This window comes from Ruegeria arenilitoris (assembly GCF_013032445.1).
Classification (GTDB): Bacteria; Pseudomonadota; Alphaproteobacteria; order Rhodobacterales; family Rhodobacteraceae; genus Ruegeria; species Ruegeria arenilitoris_F.
In genome coordinates this window covers 1-21,336 of sequence record NZ_WQCA01000020.1, presented here as the reverse complement: position 1 = coordinate 21,336, position 21,336 = coordinate 1, and the positions used below count along the sequence as shown (strand labels likewise).

The 21,336-nt window shown below is 56.2% G+C and carries 22 protein-coding genes; 6 read left to right on the top strand and 16 right to left on the bottom strand.

Annotation, left to right across the window (positions count from 1 at the left end):
• Positions 1-134: 134 nt before the first annotated feature.
• The 3 genes from GOW98_RS21295 (at position 135) to GOW98_RS21285 (ending at position 2,432) form a co-directional block, all read left to right on the top strand.
• The gene (locus GOW98_RS21295; RefSeq protein ID WP_170335825.1) at positions 135-1,025 is read left to right on the top strand and encodes an NAD(P)-dependent oxidoreductase; all 891 of its coding nucleotides are present in this window, start codon (positions 135-137) and stop codon (positions 1,023-1,025) included.
• 11 nt (positions 1,026-1,036) lie between these two features.
• Positions 1,037-1,900: a sugar phosphate isomerase/epimerase family protein gene (locus GOW98_RS21290; protein WP_170335823.1), complete on the top strand. Its 864-nt coding sequence runs from the start codon at positions 1,037-1,039 to the stop codon at positions 1,898-1,900.
• A gap of 112 nt (positions 1,901-2,012) precedes the next feature.
• Entirely contained in the window at positions 2,013-2,432 is a 420-nt protein-coding gene (locus tag GOW98_RS21285) for a secondary thiamine-phosphate synthase enzyme YjbQ (protein ID WP_170335821.1), read from the top strand.
• Positions 2,433-2,462: 30 nt separating this feature from the next.
• Here GOW98_RS21285 and GOW98_RS21280 read toward each other — a convergent pair whose 3' ends face one another.
• The 8 genes from GOW98_RS21280 to GOW98_RS21245 all read right to left on the bottom strand — a co-directional run bounded on the left by GOW98_RS21280 (position 2,463) and on the right by GOW98_RS21245 (position 11,486).
• A complete protein-coding gene (locus GOW98_RS21280) occupies positions 2,463-3,233 on the bottom strand; it encodes an SDR family oxidoreductase (protein WP_170335819.1) in 771 nt (256 codons plus the stop codon).
• On the bottom strand, positions 3,230-4,270 hold the full coding sequence (locus tag GOW98_RS21275; RefSeq protein WP_170335817.1) for a zinc-dependent alcohol dehydrogenase: 1,041 nt from the start codon (positions 4,268-4,270) through the stop codon (positions 3,230-3,232). Before GOW98_RS21275 ends, GOW98_RS21280 begins: the two co-directional genes overlap by 4 nt.
• Positions 4,267-5,367: a mandelate racemase/muconate lactonizing enzyme family protein gene (locus GOW98_RS21270; RefSeq protein WP_170335815.1), complete on the bottom strand. Its 1,101-nt coding sequence runs from the start codon at positions 5,365-5,367 to the stop codon at positions 4,267-4,269. Before GOW98_RS21270 ends, GOW98_RS21275 begins: the two co-directional genes overlap by 4 nt.
• Positions 5,364-6,365, bottom strand: a complete 1,002-nt coding sequence (locus GOW98_RS21265; RefSeq protein ID WP_254438105.1) for an ABC transporter permease — start codon at positions 6,363-6,365, stop codon at positions 5,364-5,366. The genes GOW98_RS21270 and GOW98_RS21265 overlap by 4 nt, the downstream gene beginning before the upstream one ends.
• Positions 6,366-7,343 (bottom strand): ABC transporter permease, encoded by a 978-nt coding sequence (locus tag GOW98_RS21260; RefSeq protein ID WP_170335814.1) that lies wholly within the window; start codon positions 7,341-7,343, stop codon positions 6,366-6,368.
• Entirely contained in the window at positions 7,328-8,863 is a 1,536-nt protein-coding gene (locus GOW98_RS21255; protein WP_254438104.1) for a sugar ABC transporter ATP-binding protein, read from the bottom strand. Before GOW98_RS21255 ends, GOW98_RS21260 begins: the two co-directional genes overlap by 16 nt.
• A 67-nt stretch (positions 8,864-8,930) precedes the next feature.
• Positions 8,931-9,905 carry an ABC transporter substrate-binding protein gene (locus GOW98_RS21250; RefSeq protein ID WP_170335811.1) on the bottom strand — a complete coding sequence of 325 codons (975 nt, stop codon included), beginning with the start codon at positions 9,903-9,905 and terminating at the stop codon, positions 8,931-8,933.
• A 54-nt stretch (positions 9,906-9,959) separates the two neighbouring features.
• Positions 9,960-11,486 (bottom strand): aldehyde dehydrogenase family protein, encoded by a 1,527-nt coding sequence (locus GOW98_RS21245; protein WP_217359679.1) that lies wholly within the window; start codon positions 11,484-11,486, stop codon positions 9,960-9,962.
• A 105-nt stretch (positions 11,487-11,591) separates the two neighbouring features.
• Here GOW98_RS21245 and GOW98_RS21240 point away from each other — a divergent pair, with 105 nt between their 5' ends.
• Both GOW98_RS21240 and GOW98_RS21235 read left to right on the top strand, forming a co-directional pair.
• Positions 11,592-12,692 (top strand): LacI family DNA-binding transcriptional regulator, encoded by a 1,101-nt coding sequence (locus GOW98_RS21240; RefSeq protein WP_254438103.1) that lies wholly within the window; start codon positions 11,592-11,594, stop codon positions 12,690-12,692.
• Between the two features lie 10 nt (positions 12,693-12,702).
• Positions 12,703-14,343, top strand: coding sequence for a GMC family oxidoreductase (locus GOW98_RS21235; protein ID WP_170335809.1), 1,641 nt, complete (start codon positions 12,703-12,705; stop codon positions 14,341-14,343).
• A 194-nt stretch (positions 14,344-14,537) separates the two neighbouring features.
• Here the strand turns inward: GOW98_RS21235 and GOW98_RS21230 are convergent, their stop codons facing one another.
• The 7 genes from GOW98_RS21230 to GOW98_RS21200 form a co-directional block, all read right to left on the bottom strand.
• Entirely contained in the window at positions 14,538-14,849 is a 312-nt protein-coding gene (locus GOW98_RS21230) for a cupin domain-containing protein (RefSeq protein ID WP_170335807.1), read from the bottom strand.
• Between the two features lie 17 nt (positions 14,850-14,866).
• Positions 14,867-15,610: an SDR family NAD(P)-dependent oxidoreductase gene (locus GOW98_RS21225; protein ID WP_170335805.1), complete on the bottom strand. Its 744-nt coding sequence runs from the start codon at positions 15,608-15,610 to the stop codon at positions 14,867-14,869.
• A gap of 57 nt (positions 15,611-15,667) precedes the next feature.
• A complete protein-coding gene (locus tag GOW98_RS21220; protein ID WP_170335803.1) occupies positions 15,668-16,549 on the bottom strand; it encodes an NAD(P)-dependent oxidoreductase in 882 nt (293 codons plus the stop codon).
• A gap of 9 nt (positions 16,550-16,558) precedes the next feature.
• A complete protein-coding gene (locus tag GOW98_RS21215) occupies positions 16,559-16,993 on the bottom strand; it encodes a GlcG/HbpS family heme-binding protein (protein WP_170335801.1) in 435 nt (144 codons plus the stop codon).
• A gap of 18 nt (positions 16,994-17,011) precedes the next feature.
• The gene (locus tag GOW98_RS21210) at positions 17,012-18,298 is read right to left on the bottom strand and encodes a TRAP transporter large permease (protein ID WP_170335799.1); all 1,287 of its coding nucleotides are present in this window, start codon (positions 18,296-18,298) and stop codon (positions 17,012-17,014) included.
• A gap of 2 nt (positions 18,299-18,300) precedes the next feature.
• Positions 18,301-18,834 (bottom strand): TRAP transporter small permease, encoded by a 534-nt coding sequence (locus tag GOW98_RS21205; RefSeq protein ID WP_170335797.1) that lies wholly within the window; start codon positions 18,832-18,834, stop codon positions 18,301-18,303.
• Between the two features lie 79 nt (positions 18,835-18,913).
• Complete coding sequence (locus GOW98_RS21200) at positions 18,914-19,885, bottom strand: TRAP transporter substrate-binding protein (protein ID WP_170335795.1); 972 nt, start codon at positions 19,883-19,885, stop codon at positions 18,914-18,916.
• 305 nt (positions 19,886-20,190) lie between these two features.
• Between GOW98_RS21200 and GOW98_RS21195 the strand changes: the two genes are divergently transcribed.
• Positions 20,191-20,874 carry a GntR family transcriptional regulator gene (locus tag GOW98_RS21195; protein WP_170335793.1) on the top strand — a complete coding sequence of 228 codons (684 nt, stop codon included), beginning with the start codon at positions 20,191-20,193 and terminating at the stop codon, positions 20,872-20,874.
• Between the two features lie 214 nt (positions 20,875-21,088).
• Here GOW98_RS21195 and GOW98_RS21190 read toward each other — a convergent pair.
• A partial coding sequence (locus GOW98_RS21190; RefSeq protein ID WP_170335791.1) for a DDE-type integrase/transposase/recombinase occupies positions 21,089-21,336 on the bottom strand: 248 nt, incomplete at its 5' end.

Genomic DNA, 21,336 nt, shown 5'->3' with positions numbered 1-21,336 from the left:
AGCGGGGTGTCTTCCGGACTCGCCCGACGTCTGTTCAAGACGCGTGAAACTCCCGCGAAAACCGATGCAATTGAGCATCATTTTCCGAAACGTCTGCCATACCGAAATGGCGAACAAAAACGGGAGGAGTCCAAATGAAAACAGCAGGCGTAATCGGTCTTGGCGACATGGGCAGCGGCCTTACCAAGAACCTGATCAAGAATGGCTTTGAAACATCCGGTTTCGACCTAAGCGAGACGCGCATGACGGCATTTACCGACATAGGTGGCCTGGCCAAGGACAGTGTGGGACAGGTCGGCCGTCACGCCGCCAGTGTGTTTGTCATGGTGATGAACGGAGATCAGGCCCGCGATGTCATTCTGGGTGAAAATGGCCTGGTTGCGAACATGGCCAAAGGCGGAACTGTCATCCTGTCGGCGACCATTACCCCGGCCGAAGCAAGCGCTATCGGGCAAGACATGGAGGGCGCAGGCATCCACCTGATCGACACTCCGGTCTCGGGTGGGTTTCCCGGCGCGCAGAACGGTACATTGACGATGATGGCTGCTGGCGCTGCGGATGTGCTGGACCGAAACGCAGAAGTCATGCAGGCAGTTTCGGCAACCATTCATCGGGTCGGAGAAAACGCCGGCGACGGGCAAACCGTGAAAGCCTGCCTGCAATCCCTTATCGGATCGATCTTTTCCGCCACATTCGAGGCTGCGGCCCTGGCGGCCAAAGCCGGTGTCAGCGGTCAGGCATTGCTTGATGTGTTCTCCTCATCCAGCGCGGGGTGCGGCGTCGTGAATACCGCCCTTGAAAACATCATTGATCGCAAGTTCGAAGCCACAGGTAGTCATATCGCAACCATGCATAAGGACCTGACGATCTCTCTGGCACTGGCCGGTGCATTGGGCGTTCCCATGCACACAGCGTCATCCGCAATGCAGATCTTTCACGCCGGAAAAACCAAATACCCGAATGGCGACAACTGGGTGTGTACTCGCGTCATCGAAGAGATCGTTGGCGCAGAATTGCATCGCTGAGGGGACCAGACATGAAATTAGGTGTAATTTGCGACGGCATTTCCCGCGATCTGCGGCATGCCGTGGACGTAATGGACGAATTCGGTCTGGATTATGCAGAGCTTCAATTCGTTGGCGATACGGAGGTCGGAGACCATTCCCCGCAGGAAATTGCCAAGATCGACGCGCTTTTGCGCGACCGGGGCAAGCCTGTGTCTTGTCTGTCGCGCCATATCTTTGCGGGGATGACAGCTGCCAACAGGCCCGGCGACGACCTGCACACTCGGCATATGGATGCCTTGAAACGCGTGATCGACATGGCGCATGTTGTTGCGTCTCCGCTGGTTCGGATCATGACGCAACGAAAAGAGCAGATACTGTGGGGAAAAAACGGTGCCGAAAAATGGAACGTAGCGCATGGAGTATGGGACTCGATGCCGCCTCTGATCGCGCCGGCGGTTGAACTGGCAAGAGCTGAAGGAGTGAAACTTGTCGTGGAAACCGGAAACGGCACGCTGGTCAATTCCAACTATACAGCCCGCAAGCTGATTGACGAGTTAGACGCAAAAGACACTTTGAAAGTGCTGTGGGACCCCGGAAACAACTGCTGGTGCCATGAATTGGCATACCCGGAAGGTTATGAAGAACTGCGTGGCGGCTACTTGGGTCACATTCACATCAAGGACGTAAAGGTCGACACGCCACGGGCAACGCTGGAAGTACGACGCATGGGGGAAGGTCAGCTTGCGCCTCTGTTCCAACCCATCGCGGACGCACTCAGATCCGACTGCTATGATGGCGTCATTTCGTTCGAAAGCGTTTATCACCCCGGCAACGGAAACTTCGAAGATGGTTTTCGTCTGTGTGTGGACAGGTTCAAAAGCCTGTTTGCATAGACCTACAGCCAATATGCTCTCAAAATCAGAAGCTTAATCCCCATTTCTGAATGCCAAGCGGGATGTAGAAAGCTGGGCGCGTTAGCGTGAAGTCAAGGAAAGGGCCTGCTGGATGAAGCAAGAGTTTTTTGAGCTGTCAATTGAAACACCCGGCAAATCCCTCACCGACGTCAGCGGGATCGTTCAGCGTGCGGTGTCCGAACATGAATTTGTCTCGGGCCTGCTGACCCTTTGGTGCGTCCACACGGGTGCTGCGCTGTTGGTGCAGGCCAATGCCGATCCCGATGTGCTTAAGGATATCGAGACGTTCTTCGAGGAACTCGTACCCAAGTCACCAGGCAAGTATCACCACCGCCCGACCGAGGACGACAACGCTCCATCGCATCTGAGGGCGCTGTTGACGCAAACTCAGGTATCGATCCCGGTCGAACAGGGTCAGCTTCCGCTGGGCCGCGTACAAAGCCTATACCTGTTCGAACATCGGGAAGCACCCAAGACACGCCGATTGAAGGCGCACTACATCGGGACTTGAGACTTCGGGTCACAAGGAGCGTTGACAGCGCTAACGCCCCATCCAGCCCCCGTCGACTACAAGGATTTCACCGTTGACGAAGTCCGACGCGGCAGAGGCCAGAAAGACCACCGGTCCGGCAAAATCACCAGGCGTACCCCAACGGCCCAGGGGTGTTCGCTCCAGGATCGACTTCGACCGGACCGGATCATCCCGCAGAGCTTGGGTGTTGTCGGTCGCGATGTAGCCAGGCGCAATCGCATTCACATTCACGCCCTGCCCGGCCCATTCGTTGGCCAAAGCCTTGGTCAGCTGTCCAATCCCGCCTTTCGAGGCCGCATATCCCGGCACGGTGATGCCGCCCTGAAATGTCAGCAGCGACGCAGTGAAGATGATCTTCCCGGAGCCGCGCGTTAGCATGTCCTTCCCGATCTCTCGAGACAGAACGAACTGCGAGGACAGATTCACCTCAATCACTTCGTCCCACCAGTCGTCCGGGTGTTCGGCGGCGGGTTTGCGTTTGATCGTGCCGGCATTGTTAACAAGGATATCAGGGGTTCGTCCATCGGCCCTCAAGTGGTCAATAAACCCATGTAGAGCGGCGCGATCCGAGAAGTCGCATTGGTAAGCCCGGAAATTGCGCCCGATCGCTGTCACGGCTTTTTCGACATCCGACCCGGACAGTTCGAGCGAGGCGGACACTCCGATGATATCGGCTCCGGCCGATGCTAATGCCTCGGCCATGCCGCGCCCGATACCGCGTTTGCACCCAGTCACAAGGGCCGTCTTTCCCGTCAGGTCGAAACTTTGCAAAACATTCATGTACGCGGTCCTACTTCGATCAGGCTTTTCATTGCGGTTGGACTGCGATCCAGTGCTTCGAACGCGGCCTGAATGTCTGCCAGAGGGCTGACGTCAGTAATCACGACGTCAGCGTCCACGCCGCCCGAGGCGACAACTGCAATGGCTTTCTCGTAATCCTCTGGCTCATAGACCCGAGCACCGATCAGTTGCAGCTCTCGCCAGAAAAACTGGAACAGGTCAATCTGGGGCTTTTGAGCATGGATCGCGACCATCACGATCCGAGCCCGCGTCGCGGCAACGGCGGTCATCGCATCAACACCGGGCTGAGTTCCCGACACCTCGAAAACCACATCTGCGCCTTTGTCGCCCGTGCGCGCGTTGATTGTGGACACCAGTTCGGTCTCTGTTGGGTTGATCGTGTCAAAGCCAAGTTTTTCAGCTATCGCCAGACGGTTCGGATTCACTTCGGAAATCACGACATTTCCACCCGCATCCCGCGCAACCATGGCAACCAGGATGCCGATCGGGCCGCCGCCGATGACGACAACGTCCTCTCCTGTTTGCAGACCAGACAGCCGCACATCGTGGCAGGCAACAGCGACCGGCTCGATTAGCGCTGCGTGATCCATGCGCAAGTCATCCGGCAGAACGTGCAAAGTGTGGGCCGGAACGGTCCAGATCTCTTGCATGGCGCCATCGGTGTCGAGGCCGAGAAACTTGAGGTTCTGACAGATATGCTGATGCCCCCGTTTACAAGCTGGACATCCTCCGCAGTGATCAAGCGGCCGGACAACGACCTTCTGGCCGGGTACGACCGTATCGACGCCATCGCCCACCGCTTCGACGACACCTGACATCTCATGCCCAATCACCCGGTTCAGGCCGACACGAGCATCCATGTTGCCGTGGTAGACGTGCATATCCGTCCCGCAAATCCCACAATAGGAAACGCGAATGGCAGCCTCGCCGGGGCCCGGATCCGTCGCTTGGGCTTGCTCTACAGCAAAGCTCTTATTGCCCCTGTAGTATGCCGCAGAGATCGTCTGGGTCGTCATTTATGCATCTCCTTGTGTTCCGCATTCAATTTGTCCCAGTCGAATTCCACTCCCGTTCCCGGGGTATCCGGGGCCACGGCCAGACAGTCTTCCACAACCAGCGGACGGGTCGTGTACTGGTCTATCGGGAATGAGTGTACTTCTAGCCACCCTGCGTTGGGTTGTGCAGAAACAAGGCTGACGTGCAGCTCCTGCATCCCATGACTGCAAACCGGAATGCCGTGCTGTGCGCTTAGCGCGGCCACGCGCAGCCAGCCGGTGATCCCACCGCAGTTTGAGGCATCGGGCTGGATGAAACTCAGCTTCGCGTCATCAAAAGCGTATTCGAATTCGTGTATGGTGTGTAGGTTTTCACCCATGGCAAGGGGTACGCCCGTCGCTTCGACAATTCGGCCATAACCTTTGTAGTCGTCTGGAATCGTCGGTTCCTCGAACCACAGAATATCGCAGTCGGTAAACCCTCTGGCAGCCACGATGGCCTCTTCGACGCTCATAGAGTAATTCGCGTCGACCATAAAGAACCGGTCCGGGCCCAGCATCTCGCGCACCGCCCGGGCACGTGCAAGATCGTCGGCCAGGTCTGGTTGACCGACTTTGATCTTGACTGCGTTGAACCCACGCGCAAGGTACCCTTCGGTCTGGTGCAGCAGTTTCTCTAACGAGAAATTCAGGTCGATCCCGCCGGCGTAGGCGTTGCAACGTTTGGACGCTCCGCCGGCCATCTGCCACAATGGCGCATTCTGCGTTCTGCCGCGAATGTCCCACAATGCAATATCCACGGCCGAAATGGCAAACGAGGCGATCCCGCCCCGTGCGACGTAGTGCACATGCCACTGCATGGCGTCGTACAGGCTTTCGATCTGTTCGGCGTCTTGTCCTACAAGGAACGGCGCCAGGTCATGCTGGATCATCGCTAGGATGGCATGACCACCCTTGCCCCCCGTATAGGTATACCCGACCCCCTCGACCCCATCCGAGGTTTGAATGGTGACTGTGATCAATTGAAAAAACGTGTGATCCCCATGTTTGGCATCGACCAGGACCTCAGCGAGCGGAACGTTGAACAGCCGCGCTGAAACACTTTCTATACGATTCATGAACCCAAGACCTTCTGCTGCCTGGCAATAACCCGGGACTGTAAAAAGATGACCGCAAATAGAAAGCCTCCACGTATGACCATCTGCCAATAGGCACTGAAACTGATGGTGCCCTGACCGTTTTCAAAGTTCAGAACGTTGAAGACCAGCCCCAGCAACAGCGCACCGGCCACCGTCGCAGGGATCGAACCCATCCCACCCGTCAACAAAGTGCCTCCCACCACGACAGACGCGATGGCCGACAATTCCCATCCGATACCCTCAAGGGGTTGTCCGGCTCCAAAACCCGAGGCCAAAAAGACTCCGGCCAGCCCCGCGCAGCCCCCCGACAGCAGGTAGACGAAAGCCTTGGCGCGATTGACTTTCAGGCCCATTAGGTTCGAGGCATCCTCGCTGCCACCGATCGCCAAGACGGTCCGCCCGATGGTTGTCCTTTCCAGCACCAACCAAAGTGCCAGGGTCAGTCCGGCCACGATGACGATTGTCCATGGAAACAGGCCGAACGCCTGCCCCATGCCAAGCTTGGTGAAGTTCGACCCCCAATCGACTGAAATTGTCTGGGCGCCCGAAATCACCAATGCGCCGCCTTTGGCGGCCAACATGGTCGCCAATGTGGCGATGAAGGGCGGGATTCGAAGGATGATTATACAAAAGCCGTTGATAGCCCCGAAACCAACCCCGGCAAGAACGGCCCACGGCAAGGCAACCTGAATCCCGTGGGGGCTGAGATAGGCCGCAACAACCGACGTAAAGGCCGCAACGGATCCGACCGAAAGATCAATCCCGCCGGTCATGATCACGAAACACATGCCCAGTGCGATCGCAATGAACATCGCGTTGTAATTCAGGAAAGACGAGAAATTGTAGGCGCTGCCAAAGTTTTCATAGCGCATCAGCCCGAACAGGATCAAAGCCAGCAGTGCGAGCCACACCGTCACCGAAGCCGAATTGCGCCGAAGGTACTTTCGCAGGTCGAAAGCCGTTTCATCCAACATCATTCAAGCCCTCCGGAACTGCTGGACCCAAACGGCCAGGATAATGATGACGGCCTTGGCGATTAATGCAACTTCATCCTCTACCCCGTTGGCCAACAACGTATATTTGACCAATTGGATGATGACGGCTCCCAGTATGGCACCAAAGATCGGCGCCCGCCCGCCTTGTAAAAGAGCACCGCCAACAACCGCGGCTGCGATGGCATCAAGCTCCATCAGATTGCCGTTGCGCGCAGCGTCCGAGGCCGAGTTGATAGCAACCACGATCAGACCGGCCAGGCCCGCAAGCACCGCGCAGATGGCATAAGCCCCGATCTTGACCCGTCGGACAGGACCACCCGACAGATAGGCCGCGCGTTCATTGCCGCCGATGGCTAGCAGGTAACGGCCCCATGTGGTTCTGGTGATCACCCAAAACAGCACACAGGCAATGGCCAGCGCCAGCCAACCTTGGAACGGCAAGCCAAACACCTTGCCAGTTCCAAGATAACTGAATGAAGGGTTTGAAAATGTCTGCAGGTTCCCGTTCGTCAAAACCTGGGCAATACCGCGACCAGAGATGAAGAGAATGAGCGTTGCCACAATGGGCTGCACGTTCAATACGGCAACCATCACGCCGTTGAACACCCCGCATAGCCCCGCGACGAACAGCGGCAGGACAATGGCCAAAGTTACGCCTAGCATCGGATTAGCGGCGCCCAGATCCGACAGAAAGATCAGCGGGGCCAGCGCCCCCGCCAGTGCCATGACCGCACCAACCGACAGATCGATCCCACCCGTGGCGATTACCAGTGTCATGCCCATGGCCACGATGGCGATAGTGGCAACCTGGCTGATATTCACAAACAGGGTCTGCAACTGCAGGAAATTGGGGGTGAAAAACGCGTTGAACACCAGCAGGGCGACCAACGCGGCGATACCGCCGTGAAAGCGGAAGGGCATCGATGCGACCCGTTGCGGCGACTTCATTGCGCGGTCCATGAACCAGTTCCTTCTTCATGATGCGCAAGCGCGCGCACCAGTATGTTCTCGGTAATCCCGGGGTTGGTCAGTTCCTTGACCGAGCGCCCCTCGTGCATGACTACGATGCGGTCGGCGCCTTCCACCAGTTCTTCGAATTCCGAACTGATGAGGACGACGCCGAACCCCTTCTCGACGTAAGACCGAATAAACGATTGGATCTCTCGCTTGGCGCCGACATCCACGCCTCGGGTCGGCTCGTCGAGTATCAGGATGTCGGGTTGCGTCGCCAGCCAACGGGCAAGCAGCACCTTCTGCTGGTTGCCGCCGGACAATTCGCGAATGGGTTGGTCCATATGCGCCGCCTTGATACCCAGATCGTCGATGAAGGCCTGAACGATCTCGCGCTCGCGGGAAAAGTCGATTTGACCACGACTGGCCAGTTTCGGCAGCAGGGCCAGCGTCATATTTTCGCGCACGGACATGTCAGGAATGATCCCTTCGGCCTTGCGATCTTCGGTCAGAAAGCCGACCCCGTTTGCGATCGCGTCACCCGGTCCGGACGGTTGCCCGACCGAGCCATGCAACTCGATCGCGCCACTGCGGGCCCCGTCCACTCCGAACAAAGCGCGCGCCGCCTCGGTCCGGCCAGAGCCCAGCAACCCGCCCAGCCCAACGATTTCGCCGCGGTGGAGTGTAAGGTCGAAATGCGTCAATCGCGGGCCTGTCGAAACAGAGTCGGCCCGCAAAACGATATCTCCTTTCTTGGCCTTGGCACCCGCAAAGTCCGTCAGACCATCCGCCGCGATCTCCTCCGTGTTGCGGCCCAGCATGTCCGCGATCATTTCCAGTTTGGTCGTGTCCTTGACGGTACGCGTGCTTACGGTGCGCCCGTCTCGCATCGTTGTAACCCGATCGCAGATTTGGAACAGCTCATCGAGGAAATGCGAGACATACAGAACAGACACGCCCTGTTTCTTTAACTCGCGCACCACACCGAACAAAACCTCGACCTCGCTGGCATCCAGCGACGACGTGGGTTCGTCCATGATGACAAGTTTCGCGTCCAGAGAAACAGCCCTCGCAATCGCAACCAACTGCTGGATCGCTGTCGCGAAATTTCCCAGCGGCTCGGTCACGTCAATATCTATGCCAAAGCGCGCAAGAACCTCGCGTGCGCGCCTGTTGCCCTCGCGCCAGTCGACCAGAAAGCCGAGACGTTTGGGCTCGTACCCCATGATGATGTTCTCGGTCACTGACCGCAGCGGCACCAGGTTGAGCTCTTGATAGATCGTGGCAATTCCGGATTCCTGCGCTTCGCGCGGGGTAGAAATGCGGCTTGGCACACCCGCCAGATGGACGTCGCCGGCATCCCGGTCGTAAACCCCGGTCAGAACTTTGATCATCGTCGATTTACCGGCACCGTTCTGGCCGATCAGCGCGTGAACCTCGCCAGCTGCGATCTTCAGGCTGGCCTGACTCAGTGCCGGTACGCCGGCAAAAGACTTTTCAACTCCCGACATCGAGACGAGCGCATTCATGAGATGTCTTCCTCCGATTGCTTGCAGGTGGCGCCAACCACAGGCCAGCACCACCCGCCAGGGAGAATCAATAGGCTTCGTCGATGTGATCGGCCGCGTTTTCCTTGGTAAAGATGCGATCTTCGACTTTCACCCATTCCGGGATCGTCTCGCCAGCCGCGTATTTGTTCATGACTTCACAAGCCAGAGGACCGAAGAAGGGCGAGCTTTCCACCGTGACCCCCATCTTGCCATCGATGATGGCCTGAAGCGCATCGCGTGTCCCATCGATCGAAACAATGGTCACGTCCTCGCCGGGCTTGCGGCCGGCCAGTTCCAGAGCCTGGATCGCGCCAATCGCCATTTCGTCATTGTGGGCGTAGACCACGTTCACGTCGGGATGCGCCTGCAGCAGGGTCTCCATCACCTGACGACCCAGGTCGCGCGCAAAGTCACCGGTCTGAGAAGCCACAATCGCAAAGCGGTCATCCTCTGCAATCGCGTCGTCGAAACCCTTTTTGCGGTCATTTGCAGGCGAAGAACCAGTCGTGCCTTCCAACTGGACGATGACGCCCTTGTCGCCGTCGAAATTCTCCATCAGCCATTGTGCCGCCCGGTTGCCCTGATCGATGAAATCCGACCCCAGGAACGCTACGAAATGCTCGCCAGGCTTGGCTACGGCCGGATCAACCGAGCGGTCCACCAAAAAGGTCGGGATTCCCGCAGCACGGGCCTTCATAACGGCTGGGATCAAAGGCTTTTCTTCCCGCGGGGGAAGGAACAGAACGTCGATGCCTTGGGCGATCATGCTGTCCACATCCGCAACCTGCTTTGCCGCAGATCCGGCCGCATCCGTCGCGATCAGATCCCAGCCACAGGCTTCGGCCGTGTCATGGAACGATTTGGTCTCGGCAATGCGCCACGGGTTGTTCGACTCCATCTGCGCAAAGCCGACTTTGTAGCGATCCTTCTGCTCAAGCGGTGGCAGATCCTGCGCGATCACCGTGGTGCCCAAAAGTGCACCCGCCACAACCGTCGAGATCAAAAGAGTTCTGCGTTTCATGGTTATTCCTCCTCCATTGGTGCGGTCGCCTCCGTTTTGACCGCGAGTTTTAGGTCATGCCCAATTCATGTAAGTCGTTTGTTTCCTCAGATACCCATCGAAGCCATAAGCGCCGTCTTCGCCCCCAACCCCGGACAGACCCCAACCGGTGTGAAATCCCTGCACGGCCTCGCCATTGGAGCGGTTCAGGTACAATTCGCCAAAATTCAAACGGTTCGGGGCCTCCATCAATCGCCGGTGCGATGCCGTAAAGAGATAGGCAGACAGCCCGAATGATGTGTCATTCGCAAAGTCTATTGCCTGATCAAAATTCTCGACTCGCATGGCTGTCGCCACGGGGCCAAAGACCTCCTCTTGCATCGCGGCATTGCCGTTGTCTGAGACCTCAAGAACCGTCGGGGACATCCAGTGCCCCTTATGGTGCGTCCCGTCCGCCAGGGGCCCGCCTGCAAGATGAACCGTGGCTCCTTCGTCGATGCTGCGCTGGATGATCTCGGCGACCTTGGTCACTTCGGCCTTGCTGACTTTGGGACCCAAATCGCAGTCTTCCATCGGATCCCCGATCGACAAAGCGCGGGCCGCGGACACGAATTTTTCCAAGAACTGATCCGCAATGCCGCGATGCAGATACATACGCTCGTTGCAGGTGCAAATCTGGCCGCAATTGGCAAACCGGGCGGCAACGGCTGCCGAAACGGCAGCGTCAATATCCGCATCCTCCATCACAATGAGCGGAGCCTTACCGCCAAGCTCGAGCCGGACAACCTTGATCCGGTTGGCCGCTGCGCGAAAAATCTCTTTCCCGGCTCGTGTGCTGCCGGTCATCGTGATTAGTGACGTATCGGGATGTTCGACCAACCGCTGCCCTACCACCGGCCCCTTGCCTGTCAGAACATTCAGAACACCCGGCGGAAACCCGACCTTGTCGGCAAGCTCGGCGATCGCAAGACCGGACAGCGGCGTGATTTCGTGCCCCAACAGAACAACGGTGTTGCCCGCGACCAGCGAAGGCCCGATTTTCCTGGCGGCCAATGCCAACGGATAGTTCCAGGCCGTCAACGCAACAACAACACCATAAGGATGACGCCGGATCTGAATTTCCTCGGACTTGTTGTCCGATGCCACTATGTCACCCGAAATCCTCCGGGCCTCTTCAGCCGCATGACAAAGAAAGGTAACGGCGGCATCCACTTCACCTCGAGCTTGCGAGATCGGCTTGCCCTGCTCGGTCGTGATCAGGGCTGCCAGGCGTGTGGCGTCGACCCGGACGGCCTCGGCGAGTTTCAGGACCAGCCGCGCCCGCTCGATCGCCGGGCGCGCGGACCATGAGCCAAGTGCCCGATGGGCCGCGTCGACCGCCGCATCCGCATGAGCGGCGGCGCCATCTGGAACTTGCGCAACGATCTCTTCATTTGCAGGGTTCTCGACACCAACCGTGTCCGCGTCAAAGTCGGCAAAGCGGCCATCGATGAACATCGAATGCCGAACGACTTGACCCAACTCCCCCACTACAGACCGCAATTTCGCCTCCCGCACCTGCTCGGCCAGACCACAACGACGACCGCACTGCGATAAAAACACTAATAATATTATTTCGTCAACACTAATATTAGTTATCTCTTACTAATATTAGTTGCACACCCCCCGCATAGTCGATAAAAAGAATGCGAACAAAAAGGTTGAACGATGAACGATCAAGCGAACAAAGCCGGGCAGCACAGGGGCGTGGGACGAGTCGCGGGCCGGCAGCGCGTAACGATGCACGACATTGCGCGCGTCGCCGGATGCTCGCAGACGACGGTATCGCTGGTTCTCAACAAAAATGATTCCGTCAAAATCTCCGAGGACACAAAACAACGAGTACTGGATGCCGCAAACACGCTTGGATACGCCATGTCCCCTCAACTCAGGAAACCCCAGGACAGCGCGCGTCGACCCTCGGCACTAGGCGGCACCATAGCTTTTGTCGTGGATGATCTGGCGTCGAGCCCTGAAATGGTAAACGCGTTTAACGGCGTGAAACAAGCCGTTCGGGACACCGGAAATCTTGTATTGCTGGCAGAAACCCAAAACGACCCCGAGGTTGAGCCCAATACGCTCCGGTATTTCCTCGACCAACAGGTTGCGGGCATCATTTACGCAACCGTTTTCACCCGGCGGGTGGTCGTTCCGGAAATCCTCACGCAAACCGCAACCCCAGTTCTGCTGCTGAACTGCTTTTGTGACGACCTCTCTTTTCCTGCGGTGATCCCCGGCGAAGTCGCTGCTGGACATACTGCGACCAACGCTCTGATCAAGGCCGGGCACATACGGATCGCCACTATCACCGGCGAGCCGTTCATGGAATGCGCCGCGGGACGAACGACCGGGTACAGAAACGCCTTGGCTTCCGCGGACATTCCATTCGACGAGGATTTGGTTGTCGAAGGCAATTGGTTGCCCAGCGCCGGATATGCCGCCACGCGTAAATTGATGGACCTGCCCTCTCCGCCAACCGCCATTTTCTGTCAGAATGACCGCATGGCAATCGGTTGCTATGAGGCGCTCAAGGAACTTGGCCTGTCCATCCCAGAGGACATCTCGGTCATCGGATTTGACGATGACGAAACCGCGCGACACCTGTCGCCGCCTCTGACCTCGATGATCCTTCCCACCCGGGCGATGGGACGCTGGGTCGTCGAACAGCTATTCCACGGGCCGACGGATGGTCAGAGGCACCTACTCGTAAAGCTTGAATGCGAACTGGTCGAGCGCGACTCGATCAGCGAACCCAAACGCCGGACCTGAAGGCGAAATCATGACGGAAACCTTCGATCACATCGTCATCGGCGGCGGCTCTGCCGGCGCCGCAGCTGCCGCGCGACTGGTCAACCAGGGCAAGTGCAGGGTTCTGGTGCTGGAGGCCGGGCATTCGCACCGCCATCCGTTGCTGGACATGCCGCCGGGTATTTTCAAGATGATCAACGGGTCCAAGTTCATGACCTACCACCAGACCGAACCGCAGGGCCACCTGGACGGCCGCGTGCATGACATTCCGCAGGCCAACGTACTGGGCGGCGGGTCGTCCGTGAATGCGCAGGTCTATATGCGCGGCCGCCCTTCTGACTATGACGCGTGGAACGACCTGCTACGACAGACCAACGACGGGGTCGGTTGGGGATGGGACGATGTGTTGCCCTATTTCCGCAAGATGGAAAACAACAACAGGCTTCACAATGACCTGCATGGCAGCGACGGTCCGGTCCAGGTCTCGGATCCGGGGTATATCGACGACATGTCCCGTTGGTTCGTTCAGTCGGTGCAGGCCCTTGGTGAACCATTTAACACGGACTTCAACGGCGCAACACAGCGCGGTGTCGGGTTCTATCAGTTCACCAATCGCGCCGGTAAGCGCAGTTCGTCGGCCTATGCTTTCCTCGCCCCTCTCGAGACGAACCCGAACTTGACCATCCGGCTTGGCGCAACGGTCAGCAAAGTCATCATCGAATACGACAAGGCCGTCGGGGTGCAGTATCAAGACAAAGGCGGGTTCCGCACCGTCCGGTGTGATGGTGAGGTTGTCCTTGCGGCGGGCGCTCTGGTCACGCCGAAAATCCTCATGCTGTCAGGCATCGGACCAGATGCACATCTTGCTGAGCAAGACATTCCCGTGTTCTGCCCATTGCCCGGGGTTGGCCAGAACCTGATCGACCACCCGGAAGTTCCAATTACCGCCTTTGCCAACGGTCCATACGGATATTTCAAACAAGGTGAGGGCTGGCGGATGCTTCGCAACGGCATACAGTTCAAACTGTTCGGCAGCGGCCCGGTGACTTCGGCCGGGGTCGAAGCTGGTGCCTTCGTCAATCCGTCTAACCCAGATGGAGAACCGACCATTCAGGCCTTTTGCGTGCCCATCGTCTATCTGGATCGCGACGCGCTGAACGAGGTGCAGGATGACTTTGGCCTGACCGTTACGACCGTCGTAGTCAAACCGAAATCACGCGGAGAGGTTCGGCTTCGCTCGACCGATCCTCTCGCCATGCCGGTGGTCTCGCCCAACCTTCTGAAGCATGAAGACGACATGCAGGAGATGATCCAGGGGCAGCGGTTCTTTCGCCAAGCATTCACGTCGGGCCCGCTCGCGCAAAGGATCCGCGAAATCGTCATTCCGACAGCGGATGACGACCAAACGCTGAGAGCACACTGCAAGCGGTTCGTAAAAACCAACTATCATCCGGCGGGCACCGCCAAAATGGGCCGGGACGGCGACGGAATGGCCGTGCTGGACGCCAGGATGCGCGTGCGCGGGATCGAGAGCCTGCGGGTGTGCGACATGTCAGCCGTGCCCGACATCAACGCCGGCAACACAAACGCACCTGCCATGATGCTGGGCGAACGGTGCGCTGACCTGATCCTAGGAATTTGCGAAAAGTTGCAGGTGACTAAAGCGACCTAGGTTGTAGCTGCGGTTTCGCTTTGGCCCAAGCGACAAAAACTGTTACGATAGAAGAGTTTGCGCTCGAGACTTCTTTAAAGGCTGGCGGCACACCGATACTCACCCAATTGTCTACCCAATCTTGAATTCCCCTGGATCGCCCAAGGGAGCAAGTTCCGCCATGCACTCACCGATTGCCAAGATACGCATGGGTTCTATAAAAAATCGTCACGCCGCGGAGTGAAGCTATCCACGAGCTTTCCTGGTTCCAGGCAAACACATCCGTGGGTCTGATCTGAAGGAATGACAAAACTGTCTCCTGGCCCGAACTCTTGGTCACTTTCGCCCAAAGTGAACCGGAACCGGCCGCTTTCGACATATGTTGACTGGACATGCGGATGGCTGTGCAACGCGCCTATCGCCCCTGCTTTGCTGAACCGAAAGGCAACGACCATGAGATTAGGGTGATCAGAGAGAATTTGCCGTGTGACATTCTCTCCTATCGAGACAACTGGAAATTCAGGCAAGGAGTACCTCCGCTACATTATGAGAAAAGCATCCCACCATTCAGATCGACATTAGCTCCTGTAATGAACGCACTGTCGTCGCAGGCTAGGAATAGGACAAGATTTGCGACATCCTCAATGGTGCCCTGACGTTTCATTGGCGCAGCGGCTTCAAAGCCGCGACGTCCTGCGTCCGGTGTGTGGATGTTATGAAAATCAGTATCAATCATGCCAGGGCACAGCCCATTGACCCTGATATCCGGGCCCAGCTCTTTAGCCAAACCCCGCGTCAGCGTCATGATCGCACCCTTTGAGGTCGCATAGGGAACTGATCCGGGACCACCGCCATCGCGAGCGGCTTGGCTCGCCAAATTGACAATCGCACCACTTTTCATATGAGCCAAACAGGCGTTCGTCATCATGAAGTTGCTGGTCAGGTTCAAATCCATCACATATTGCCAATGTTCAAGTGAGGACTCTGCGACTGTTTTGCGGGCAACCAAACCGCCCGCATTATTGACCAAAACGTCAATACTGCCGAACTCCGCGAGAGATAGCGCCACCAATGCGTCAACGTCTCTCTTCTGCGTTAGGTCTCCCTGAAGCGCAAATGCCGTCCCGCCATTTGCTTTGATCTTGGCCACAACGTCCTCAGCGCCTGTGCTGCTGGCAAAATAGTTGATTGCGACGTTTGCGCCCTCGGACGCTAGCTTGATTGCAGCAGCTGCACCGATATCCCGACCGGCTCCAGTTACAATTGCCGATTTTCCAGCGAGTTTCATGGCCATCCCTCATCGTTGCTCTGCTTTGAAAACTGTCATGCTCCAGCGTGCGCTTGCTTAGGCAGCGCCGCGTTTGACAAACATGTCGAAAATTTCGGGCACGTTGCCATCGCCCATCCCTGCGTCAAGCGCCGTTTGAAGATTTGCGGAAGTGCCTTCAGCGATTTCGGAGCGTGTTCCAATGTCAGTGATCATCTGAACGAAGTAAGCGATATCCTTGTTGGCATTGCTGATCGAAAACCCAAGATCGCTTACACCATCTACGGCGTAATTCTTGCAAAATTGCATGAAGGGGGAATTGGACGGGCCCGCGGACATGATGTCGAATAGCAGCTGGCCATCGATGCCAGCTTGTTTTGCAACAGCAAATGCCTGGCTCATAGTACACGCTGTTGTCATACCCATGAAGTTGTTGATCAGCTTGGTCGTATGACCCGCGCCGAGCGCGCCAAGATGGAACACGTTCTCGCCCTGTACATCGAGCACAGGTTTGACCTTTTCAAACGTTTCGATATCGCCCGCTGCCATGATATTCAGCAAACCGTCCTTGGCGTGTACAGGTGAACGCCCCAACGGCGCGTCGAGCATCCCGGCCCCTTTTGTCGCAAGGTCCGCGCCAATTTTCTTTGTTGACGCTGGAATGGACGTGCCGAAATCTATGACCACCGCGCCTTTTTTGATCCCGGCAAGAATACCGTTCTCACCGTAGATCAGGCTTTCGACCACGTCAGATGTTGTAACGCAGAGCATGATTATATCGCTGGCCGCGGCGAGTTCCTTAGGGGTGCTCACCTCGACCGCGCCGCGCGCAACCGTTTCGGCAACCGCCGCTTTATTGCGGCCCATGACCACAAGATCAAAACCATTTTTTTGGAGGCATTCAACCATCTTGCTGCCCATTTGGCCTAGACCAATGAAACCGATTTTTGGGTTCGACATACGTGACTCCTAAGCGTTTGGGTTTTTCGTTTTGGTAAAGACATCGGCTCCAGCTTGGGCAACGTCATGATCTTGCGCAGGCGAGCCAGAGCTAACACCAATACCGCCGACGACATCAGAACCTGCAAGCACAGGAAGACCGCCGGCAACGGTCAACATACGTCCGCCTAAGGCTGAAGCGATGCCATGCGCTGGCAATCCCGGTTGACTGACTTCACCCAAGGCTTGCGTGCTCTTTTTTATGCCGCATGCGGTATAAGCCTTGTCGATCGCCAGATTGACGCTGGTAATCTTGGCGCCATCCATTCGCTCGAAAGCGATGAGGCTACCGCTCTCGTCGGTAACAGCGATGCACATTGGCACCCCGATACCCTCGGCTTTGAGCCTTGCGACCGCGATCAGCCGTCTCGCCTCTTCAATGTCCAATCGTTTGATATTCAGCATAGCGGCGTCCTTTTGACTTTATGGGCCGATTAGGAGAGTCGGAAGTGTGAGTGAGATGGCAGGAACGAAGGTGATCAGCATCAGAGCTGCGAAGATCGCAAGGTAGAAAGGCCAGATCGTTTTGATGGCTTTTTCCATCGGCAACTGGCCAACCGCACAGCCTACAAACAGGCAGGTCCCGACCGGAGGCGTGCAAAGCCCCAGACCAAGGTTCACCAAAAGGATCATGCCGAATTGCAGCGGATCGATCCCAAGCATGTTCATCACGGGTAAGAAGATCGGCGTGCAGATGAGGATCAAAGCTGCCATATCCATAATCATGCCAAGCAGCAAAAGAACGGCGTTGATCATCAGCAAAACCAGGATCGGGTTCTCGGTTATCCCCAGAAGGAACTCGACCGTTTTGGTTGGTACGCGGTTGTAAGTCAGCATATAGGCGAAAGCCCCGGCGCAGGCGATCAGGATCATGACCATCGACGTTGTGCGCACGGACGAAATTACAGCAGTCTTAAAGGCATCCCATGACAGGCTGCGGTAGACGATCAGCGTGACAACAAAGGCATACATAGCCCCGAACGCACCGGACTCTGTCACAGTAAAGATGCCTGATAGGACACCTCCGACGATAATGACGGCAGTCAGCAAGCCGGGGATGGAGCCGATAAACGCGTACGCCAGCGCCGTCCATCCAGGAAACCGTTCGGCCTGATAGCCGCGCTTTACTGCGACCACATATGCAGCAATTGCCAAGCAACAGCACATCAGGATGCCGGGGATCACACCCGCCAAGAACAGCTTGGAAATTGACACCGCACCGCCCGTAGCAAGAGCAAAGATAATCATATTGTGACTGGGTGGAATGATGATCCCGGCGATGGAAGACGTCACCGTCACATTCACCGCATAGTCGGCGTCGTATCCCTTGTCCTTCATAACGGGGATGAGAATTGAGCCCAGCGCGGAGATGTCCGCGATCGCCGAACCTGAAATCCCACCAAAAAGCATGGAGGAAAACACGTTCACAATGCCAAGCCCGCCGCGCACGGCACCGACAGCGGCTTGCGCGAACTTTACCAATCTGACGGCTATGCCACCGTGGAACATCAGCTCGCCAGCGAAAATGAAAAACGGGATAGCCATAAGCGAAAAAACGTTGATTCCTGCGACTATTCGTTGAAAGCCGACGAACAAAGGCAAGCCTTCATACCAAAACGCAGCCAAGGCAGAAATCCCGAGTGCGTAAGCGACTGGAGTACCAATGATGACGGAAAGGGCAAAGACCCCGAGAAGAACTGCAAGTCCCATGATTAACCCTGATCTATACTGTCTTGACGCGCGTCCTCGCCCAGAAACAGGCGGATCAGATGACCGATGGAAAACAGAAGGACCAATGCTCCGCTAATGGTCATAGGCAGGGATCTCAGGCCCTCGGGCCATTGAATAAGCGGGATCAACGTGCCCCATTTGAATTCGGTCAATTCAAGCCCATACCAGAACATCATCGCGCCAAATCCGGCGAGCAGCGTATCTGTGATGCAGACAAAGACTGATCGTACTTTCGGCGGCACCATGCCCCGGAAAAGAACAACAGAGAGGTGGGTGTGGTTGTGCACTCCGGCTGCTGCGCCGAGGAAGGCAATGACCATGACAAGTAATAGCGATACCTGCTCAACCCAGGTGGGCGTGTCATTGAGGACGTACCGGCCAAAGACTAGCCACGCGAAGATAGCGGTCATACTCACGATGGCGACGCCGGCCAACAAGGTACAAAGGCGGGCGAGCAGGTCGAGGAAGAAATCCATCCTCCGTAGAAACTCTGATGTCTTGCCTGAAACTTGCATGCCGCCCCCTTTTTTGGTTTTACGAGTCCGGCTTCTTTGAAGGAAACCGGACGCGCTTATTTGTATTCGCTTTGGCAAATCACTCAGTGGCCTGGGCCATCTCGACCAACGCTTTCATATCTGGGTTGGCAGCGAGGTAGTCGGCATAGACTACGTCCATCGCGGACTGGAAGGGGCCCTTGTCTGCGATTTCGTTGACTGTGATGCCAGCCGCTTCAACGTCAGAGCGCGCTTGCGCAGACCCAACAGCCCACAGTTCGCGCTGGTATAGAGCCGCTTCTTGCGCCGCACTGCGTACAGCTTCTTGTAGTTCGGGGCTAAGCGCGTTGAACTTGGCTGTATTCACACAGATGCACTCGGGGATGATCAAATGCTCAGATAGGGAATAGTGCGACGTCACTTCGTAATGGCCGACGTTTTTGAACGACGGGAAGTTGTTCTCTGCACCATCAACGACGCCTGTTTTCAGCGCCTGTTGTACTTCCGAAAAAGCCATGGGAGACGGATTTCCACCCATCGCCGTAATCATCGAAGTGTAGAGATCGTTGTTCATGACTCGGATCTTCAAGCCTTCCACATCGTCTGGAGAGTTGATCGGTTTCTGGCTGTAGAAAGACCGGGCTCCCGCGTCGAAATATGCAAGTGGAAGGACACCCGCTTCACCCATCGCTTCGGCAACGACCTCGCCTGCGTCACCTTCCATCACACGGAACATGTGAGGAACACTTTTGAAAATGAACGGAAGCGATACAAGGTTTGCCTCTTTGACCATCGGACCAATCGGGCCAAGGTTGAAGTTTCCAACTTCGATGGCTCCAATACGCACTTGCTCCAGGGCATCGGGTTGCGAGCCAAGAACGCCGCCGTGGAACACATCGACCGTGACTTCGCCATCCGTGGCTGTGTCCACAAGCTCAGCAAACTTGTCCATCGCCGCCGTATTGGGGTGGCCGTCATTGTGAATGTTCCAGGCACGCCAGCTTTCGGCCGATGCTGATGAGGCGATCAGTGCAACGGCTACTGCTGCAAAAAGCGATTTCGTAGAAGTCATGGGTCTCCTCCCGTTTTTTTCTGGGCAGCAACAGGCCAAAACGTGTCGTCCGGAGGATGAAAGTCGCAAAACTTACTGCTTCCTCCCAGAGCCGGAATCACTGCTTACACTATAAGGACACTAGTATCCAAGTTGTGTCAACAACTCGTTTGAAACTTGTGACAGCCTTGACTTCAATGGTTACAGGCTCTTTGATATTAACCGAAAAAGCCATACCTAAATACGTACGAATTCTGGCTTTTCACTCGCAATAACAGTGCCTTAATCACCGCTCAGACCGTGTCGACAGGAATATGAATCAGAGGATGAAAGAGAAAATCGTGGACGGAATTAGAACCCGAACGACCACTGACGCCGTTTACGAAACACTGCACGATCAGATCGTTTCGCTCGAAATTCTTCCCGGTACAAAACTATCCGAGACAGAAGTCGCACGGCGATTTGGTGTCTCTCGTCAACCTGTTCGCAACGCCTTCACCAGGCTTGGAAATGAGGATTTGCTACTCATCCGACCACAAAAAGCGACCGAGGTGCGCGGCTTTTCAATGGATCGATTAGAGCTTGCTCGTTTGGTACGCAGGGCTGTCGAGCTTGAAATAGTTTACATGGCGGTTGAAACTTGGGACGCAGATCGGGATGCGAAGCTAAGCGAAAACTTAGCCCTTCAGGAGAATGCTCTGACGCAAGGGGATCTATCTGCCTTTCACGCGCTCGATTATGATTTTCACAAACTAATTTACGTTCTGGGCGGCAACCCGTTAGCGTTCGAAGTTATGCTGGAATGCAAGCAAAAAGTGGATCGTCTCTGTATGCTTGGTCTTGAGAAAGACCGCGAGGCGAATTCCATTTTGGAAGACCACTATGAGATAGCAAATGGACTCGCCTCGCGGGATCTTTCAAAAGCGCAAACTGCAGTCAGAAAACACTTATCCCGCCTCGACGACACTATTGCGTTTATTCACGAACGCCATCCTGAGTACTTTGAATAAGTTCGGAAACTCGTACCGGTAACTTCATTTAATATCTAGTCCCGACTAAGTGCCTACCATGCCAGCCGGTTGTTCGTTAATCTTGACGTTTTTTCCGCTTCTTGGGGATCAATACCGGCTCAGAGTGGAAAACAATTTTGAATGCATCAAGCTAGTCGAAAGGTGCTGTCAGACAAATTCGAACCAGTCTCTGGTAGGCCTGTATAGCTGCCTTTTATGACGCACCAAGTTCGCGCCACTCGGCAAGAGCGGCGGTGCGTGTCAGCTTGAAGGTGTCTCGGCTGGTCAGCGATCTTTCCTGGTTGAAGTGGTTGTAAACGGAGGAAAGGACGGAGGCGAATTTCTGCAAACTTCGCATACGCCTGAAACGCAGCATGGCCCGTTCTCTTCGTCGAAACGGCAGGTGAGAGTTCTCAACCCGATTATTAAGCCACCTGCCCGTCTGTTGTTTTTCGGTGGCTC

Coding starts and splice junctions, on each gene's coding strand:
- GOW98_RS21295 (WP_170335825.1), top strand. CDS start 135: ATGAAAACAGCAGGCGTAATCGGTCTTGGCGACATGGGCAGCGGCCTT.
- GOW98_RS21290 (WP_170335823.1), top strand. CDS start 1,037: ATGAAATTAGGTGTAATTTGCGACGGCATTTCCCGCGATCTGCGGCAT.
- GOW98_RS21285 (WP_170335821.1), top strand. CDS start 2,013: ATGAAGCAAGAGTTTTTTGAGCTGTCAATTGAAACACCCGGCAAATCC.
- GOW98_RS21280 (WP_170335819.1), bottom strand. CDS start 3,233: ATGAATGTTTTGCAAAGTTTCGACCTGACGGGAAAGACGGCCCTTGTG.
- GOW98_RS21275 (WP_170335817.1), bottom strand. CDS start 4,270: ATGACGACCCAGACGATCTCTGCGGCATACTACAGGGGCAATAAGAGC.
- GOW98_RS21270 (WP_170335815.1), bottom strand. CDS start 5,367: ATGAATCGTATAGAAAGTGTTTCAGCGCGGCTGTTCAACGTTCCGCTC.
- GOW98_RS21265 (WP_254438105.1), bottom strand. CDS start 6,365: ATGATGTTGGATGAAACGGCTTTCGACCTGCGAAAGTACCTTCGGCGC.
- GOW98_RS21260 (WP_170335814.1), bottom strand. CDS start 7,343: ATGGACCGCGCAATGAAGTCGCCGCAACGGGTCGCATCGATGCCCTTC.
- GOW98_RS21255 (WP_254438104.1), bottom strand. CDS start 8,863: ATGAATGCGCTCGTCTCGATGTCGGGAGTTGAAAAGTCTTTTGCCGGC.
- GOW98_RS21250 (WP_170335811.1), bottom strand. CDS start 9,905: ATGAAACGCAGAACTCTTTTGATCTCGACGGTTGTGGCGGGTGCACTT.
- GOW98_RS21240 (WP_254438103.1), top strand. CDS start 11,592: ATGAACGATCAAGCGAACAAAGCCGGGCAGCACAGGGGCGTGGGACGA.
- GOW98_RS21235 (WP_170335809.1), top strand. CDS start 12,703: ATGACGGAAACCTTCGATCACATCGTCATCGGCGGCGGCTCTGCCGGC.
- GOW98_RS21225 (WP_170335805.1), bottom strand. CDS start 15,610: ATGAAACTCGCTGGAAAATCGGCAATTGTAACTGGAGCCGGTCGGGAT.
- GOW98_RS21220 (WP_170335803.1), bottom strand. CDS start 16,549: ATGTCGAACCCAAAAATCGGTTTCATTGGTCTAGGCCAAATGGGCAGC.
- GOW98_RS21215 (WP_170335801.1), bottom strand. CDS start 16,993: ATGCTGAATATCAAACGATTGGACATTGAAGAGGCGAGACGGCTGATC.
- GOW98_RS21210 (WP_170335799.1), bottom strand. CDS start 18,298: ATGGGACTTGCAGTTCTTCTCGGGGTCTTTGCCCTTTCCGTCATCATT.
- GOW98_RS21205 (WP_170335797.1), bottom strand. CDS start 18,834: ATGCAAGTTTCAGGCAAGACATCAGAGTTTCTACGGAGGATGGATTTC.
- GOW98_RS21200 (WP_170335795.1), bottom strand. CDS start 19,885: ATGACTTCTACGAAATCGCTTTTTGCAGCAGTAGCCGTTGCACTGATC.
- GOW98_RS21195 (WP_170335793.1), top strand. CDS start 20,191: ATGAAAGAGAAAATCGTGGACGGAATTAGAACCCGAACGACCACTGAC.